Source organism: Flavobacterium supellecticarium (assembly GCF_004801375.1).
Classification (GTDB): domain Bacteria; phylum Bacteroidota; class Bacteroidia; order Flavobacteriales; family Flavobacteriaceae; genus Flavobacterium; species Flavobacterium supellecticarium.
The window spans coordinates 1-5261 of sequence record NZ_SSNZ01000015.1 but is presented as its reverse complement, the minus strand read 5'-3'; the positions used below and the strand labels follow the sequence as shown (position 1 = coordinate 5261).

Here is a 5261-nt window from a genome sequence, read left to right as displayed (position 1 = left end):
CTATCCGTTTGGGATGCTAGTGCCAAACCGTCATGAATCCTCAGAATCATATCGTTATGGATTCCAAAACCAGGAAAAGGACGATGAAGTTAAAGGTGAAGGGAATAGTATAAACTATACCTTCCGTATGCATGATCCGAGAACAGGAAGGTTCTTTGCAATAGATCCTTTGGCTCCTGATTATCCGCACAATGCTCCTTATGCATTTAGTGAAAACAAAGTGATCCATGCGATAGAATTAGAGGGGCTTGAAGCCCATGTCTTAACGCAAACATTCAATGATAAAGGAAAGATACAAAGTAGTTCTTTCGCATGGGATGAAACCGCTAAGCCGGTTAAAGAGGGACAGATTCATTATGTAAAAAGAACCGTTAGTGGAAGTTCAATAAAGCGGCTTCGATCGGTTGTTGATGCGGATGATGTCGACTATCAGGGAACAAAATTAAATCCCACGCCTGCCCCGAAAAGCTTAATTGGTACTACGGGTTACTATAAATTTAGAGATAACGATTTTAATATCAGACAATCATTGATGGACAAATGGTATTCATGGCAGCCTGACGCTCCTGATTATTACATGGATTACGGTGATAAATATGTGAATAGATTTTCTAAAGACCTCTATCCAAAATTATCAAATAGCGGTAAAGCATGGCTAGATGGGGCGCTGATAAATCTTCAGACAGCAATAGAAGAAAAATTAGGTTCCGATCCTTCAATTGAAATGGACAATAGCAAGTTTAGGAAATTCGCATTTGATTCACATGTTGAAGCCTATGAAACAGCAGGCTTATTTGGTTTACCAGTAAGTGATTTGATCTTAATAGGTACCACTCCTGATATGTCGGATTTATTAAGTAAAAATGGTTTAAAACAAGTTATGCAGGTAGGAAAAGACTATGTTGATCATGCAAAAAGGAATCCGGTCTATACAGGAGCAAGAGTTCTTGAATTCGGATTCAAAATGTATAAGTCTTATCGTAGATTGACAAAAAAAGATGATAAATAATGAAGTTTTACATTTATTGTCTCATTTTAATAACTTTTAGCTGTTCCAAAAATCAAAAATCGATAGACGATTCCGAGAAGCTTGAAGTTGGTTTGACACCTTTAATACAAGTTGCAGATAAATTAAATTATCTAAAAATTGATACACTATCTAATGGGTATTTGGTGTCATATTCCAAATCAATGGTTAATTCCGGAGGCTATACAATTAATAAATTAGGCGTAACAGGCAAATCAACGATTTTGATCCAAAGTCCGCTAAATAGCATGCAAAATGTTAATATTGAAAAAGCTTTTATAAGTTTTATAGAAAACAATTTTAAGAAAGACGAGTTGCGTTCCGAACTCATGTATAGTAGTGATCATGGCAGGACATGGAAATCATTAAAAACACCATTGGAAAGCATCAGGACATTTTTTTGGACTAACGAATATTTGATATTAGAAGGTAATCTTAATGGAAGTGGACAAGTTGTAGTATCTTACAATAATGGCAAAAATTGGAGAAATTACAATTATCTATCTGAAAATATAAAGAGCTTCTATTTAATAGACTGCATAGACAACAAAAAGATACTTTTCAGGGGCTATAAATCTTATAATGATAAAGATGGTTTTCTAGGTTTGTTAGATGTAAAAAAGAATCATTTTAAAACGTTAACAACAATAAAAGACGATAGTCATGTTGTAAAAGTTAATAATAAGGATAAGAGTTTATATTGCTTATATAATGATCGAAAAGCTTTAATTTACACCGTAAAAGATGGTTTACAAAAAACAGAATTTGAGTTTCAATTACCTAGTAAAACAAAACAAATAGAAGAACTTTATTTTAATGAATCATGCTTAATTATTTCCGTTAGTAACAACACGGTAGGTGAACAAATAGCTACATGGATAAGTTATAATAAAGGAAAATTATGGAACCTATTTAAACCAGGGGAAAATTTCCGTTTAGTAAATAATACTTTAGGGGCAATTTTTGTTATAGACGAACATAATATGATTTACAAAGCTGAATTGAAGTGACGATCTGAATTTTAGACACACGGAAATTGTTTTGTCTTGAAACATGTTCGTAATTGCTGTGGCAATGTTCTTTCCTCCTTGTTATTTGTATTCATTAAATATTCTAATGAAAGTAGGAATTTCGGAATAAACGAAACATCAAGAAATCTTAAAAAAAACCTAACTTTTAAAGTTAGGTTTTTTGTTTTGAACTTTAAAGACACTATCCCAAAAAGTGTGTAAGTTTAAAAATAATAGGGTTTGACTTTTTACTTAAAGTTGAACCCTTTTTTCAAAGACAGCTTTCGAATATTTGCTATTGTTTAGGTTCGTCTTTTTTTTCTTCAGGAGGATTCAATGCTGCTTCCAAAGCTTTTTTGGCTGCAATAATCTGATTCTTTTTTGAATAGACATCGAAATGAATGTACAAATTTTCCGAATACAATAAGTTTTCGCCATAACGTCTTTTTGAAACCCCTGGTCCATCTCCCATATATTGCAGGAAGAAGTTTTCACCACTAAATTTGCTGCCATTTTCATTGTAATCAAGCATTTTTCCTGGCCCCATATTAAACGAAGCATCATACAATGCATACCTTTGATTTGTCGACAAATTAAAGTCTTTTAAATATTTGTCTGCTTTTGTGAAAATATCCTTGGAATCTTTCACAAAGATACTTTGAGCCTCCTCATCTGTTATTGTACTTCCGACTTTATATGGTTCTCCTTTTTTGATCAAATGTCCAAAACCTATCGTTGGAAATCCTTTACTATCATTATATCCTACATGCTCACCATTTTTATTCATTACAGCTCCTTCATACGCCTTTTTAAATGAAACTATAGTTGGATTAGGGATGTCATTCCCATAATAGAAAGCTTCTTTTCCTCCGTGATTTGATTTGACAAGGACACCATTTCCTAGTGGTCCTGCTTTTTTCAAACTAATCTTAGTTCGTGTAATTTTTTCTTTAGAAAAATCATACAAATAAACCAATCGTTCTCTTCCTTCTAATTCAATACCATCCATAACTCTATTTTCGCTAAAGGCATAAGGACTATTCCAAGGGAAAGATTGTTCTAATGGATCCGTTGCAAAAAACCTTCCTGTTCTCGGATCATGTATACGGAAGGTATAATTCAAACTATTTCCTTCACCTTTTAACTCATTGTCTTTTTCCTGATTTTGGAAACCGTATCGGTACTCATTACTGGCTTCGTGTCGGTTAGGTACTAGCATCCCAAACGGATAATGATAAAATTACTTTAAATTTCGGCAAAATATATTAGGAATGAGTCTTTATTAAAAATGAATAAAGGTTTAATTTTTACAACTAGTTTTTTTTATTTTTAATTCCGAACTGATATTTTTGGAGAAATATTACAATGAAAAAAACGACCCCTATACCCTCACTATTTAAACAGTTCATAAAAGATACCGAAACCGGTAAACGTTTAAAAAAGAATGGCGAACGCATCAAACCGGATTCTATACAAAATTATCATTATGTTTTACAAAATCTGATTCAGTTTTCAAGTGATACCAGTTTTGAATTACGGATTTGTGATGCTTCAAAACTGAATAAAAGAGAATTACAATCGGAAAAAAACTATTGGAAAAAGTTCTATCAGAAGTTTACGGATTATTTATACAAAAAAGGCTGTCATGATAATTATGTTGGCTCAAATATTAAAGTAATCCGGGTGTTTTTTAACTATCTGAAAAACGACAAAGATTTCTTTACCGGAGATTTTCAACGGTTGTTTTATGTTCGCAAAGAAGAAATCGAAATCCTGGTTTTATCACCGGAACAATTAAAATTCCTTATCCATGATAAAGAATTTGAAAATAGTTTATCCGTGAGTAATCGTCGGATTAAAGATATTTTTGTTTTTGGCTGTACAACAGGATTGCGTTACTCTGATATTTTTCTACTGACGAATAAGAATTTTGAACAAGTAGGAAATGAATGGTATTTAAAATTAAAATCCAAAAAGACAAAAACGTTTAGCCATATCAAACTTCCGGCTTATGCAGTGGCAATTTATCAAAAATACAAGCCTAAAAACGTCAAAAATCCGGTATTTGGAAGTACAAGTCTATTTAATTTTAATAAAAGCCTCAAACAAATAGGCGAATTGGCCAATTTTACGGCTTCTGTTGAAGTTTCACGAGAAAAACAAGGTAAGCGATTATTGAAGCAAAATAACAAGGCTCCAAATCGTTTTTGTGATAAAATGAGTTCGCATATGATGCGACGAACCGCGATTACAACATTACTTATTTTGGGTATGCCGGAACATCTGGTTCGAAAAATAAGCGGGCACAGTCATGCCAGTGGTTCGTTTAATCGCTATGTACACTATGCTCAGGTGTATATTGACAAGGAAATTGAGAAAGTGCATCTGAAGTTGGAAAATAGTATGCAGTAGAGTCACACTATCTTTCCAGAATACTTTAACAATAAAGAAATTCAAAGAGGGTAATCTAAAAGACTATTGATTGCCCTCGTATTTTTTATTAATATAGAGGATCAACTCATTAGTGATATCAACAGTTTCTTTAGCGAAGAGAACAGATCGTTTGTTTTCGGATCCTAAAATAAAGTCGTAGTTTTTGTCTTTTGAAAAATCGGAAGTATAACCATTTATTCTAGACCATATTTTAGCAGATTCTTCCGTAGCGAATTGTTGATTAAATGCTTCAAACTCCTGTTTTTTTGCGATTAATTCTCTGGTAATGGCTTCTTTTTGTATTTCGGAAGCACCTTCCTGTTGTAAGACAGCATACAAACTATCTAAAACTTTTTTTCGGGAATTAAATTCTTGCTCGCCTCTTTTTTTCAGCTCTTTAGTCATATTAAAGCCATCAAAAAGCTTAACATTATCTACAAAAACAATTTTAGGGCTATTATTTGCTATAAAGAAAGTAGCAGCACCAACAACGATCAACAAAAACAAAGCAATGTTTGTTATGATTAAAATACGGAATTTATTTTCGAACACGGTTTTACTTGTTATTTTTTTCAAAAGTAAAACTATTTCTGCAATAAAAAATCTTATATTCAAATTAAATTTTAACCAATAATAACGTTCAAATTTAACTTGCAAAAACAGTCAAAATCATACGATTTTTTATAGCTTTTTCAACCACTTGAAGTCATTTTTAGAAACTATTTTCAAGTTGGAAACCCTTATGATTACTGCGTTTTTAAATCATTTTATCATTATCCGTTTGGGATGCT

Annotated in this window: 4 protein-coding genes and 1 pseudogene; 3 read left to right on the top strand and 2 right to left on the bottom strand. The window is 32.4% G+C overall.

All coding sequences use genetic code 11. The annotated features are described in order from the left end of the window. Together E6C50_RS17810 and E6C50_RS17440 are read left to right on the top strand one after the other, a co-directional pair. Positions 1-1009, top strand: a pseudogene (locus E6C50_RS17810) (hypothetical protein); the annotation flags it as partial. Further along, a complete protein-coding gene (locus E6C50_RS17440) occupies positions 1009-2037 on the top strand; it encodes a beta propeller repeat protein (RefSeq protein ID WP_136404532.1) in 1029 nt (342 codons plus the stop codon). The pseudogene E6C50_RS17810 and the gene E6C50_RS17440, both read left to right, overlap by 1 nt. A gap of 295 nt (positions 2038-2332) precedes the next feature. On the opposite strand, the gene E6C50_RS17885 is transcribed toward E6C50_RS17440, so the two are convergent. Further along, the gene (locus E6C50_RS17885) at positions 2333-3256 is read right to left on the bottom strand and encodes a glycoside hydrolase family protein (RefSeq protein WP_211089563.1); all 924 of its coding nucleotides are present in this window, start codon (positions 3254-3256) and stop codon (positions 2333-2335) included. Between the two features lie 146 nt (positions 3257-3402). Here E6C50_RS17885 and E6C50_RS17430 point away from each other — a divergent pair, with 146 nt between their 5' ends. After that, positions 3403-4449 (top strand): tyrosine-type recombinase/integrase, encoded by a 1047-nt coding sequence (locus E6C50_RS17430; protein WP_136404531.1) that lies wholly within the window; start codon positions 3403-3405, stop codon positions 4447-4449. Between the two features lie 63 nt (positions 4450-4512). Here E6C50_RS17430 and E6C50_RS17425 read toward each other — a convergent pair whose 3' ends face one another. Further along, on the bottom strand, positions 4513-5046 hold the full coding sequence (locus E6C50_RS17425; RefSeq protein ID WP_168732855.1) for an OmpH family outer membrane protein: 534 nt from the start codon (positions 5044-5046) through the stop codon (positions 4513-4515). Positions 5047-5261 lie beyond the last annotated feature (215 nt).

Coding starts and splice junctions, on each gene's coding strand:
- E6C50_RS17440 (WP_136404532.1), top strand. CDS start 1,009: ATGAAGTTTTACATTTATTGTCTCATTTTAATAACTTTTAGCTGTTCC.
- E6C50_RS17885 (WP_211089563.1), bottom strand. CDS start 3,256: ATGCTAGTACCTAACCGACACGAAGCCAGTAATGAGTACCGATACGGT.
- E6C50_RS17430 (WP_136404531.1), top strand. CDS start 3,403: ATGAAAAAAACGACCCCTATACCCTCACTATTTAAACAGTTCATAAAA.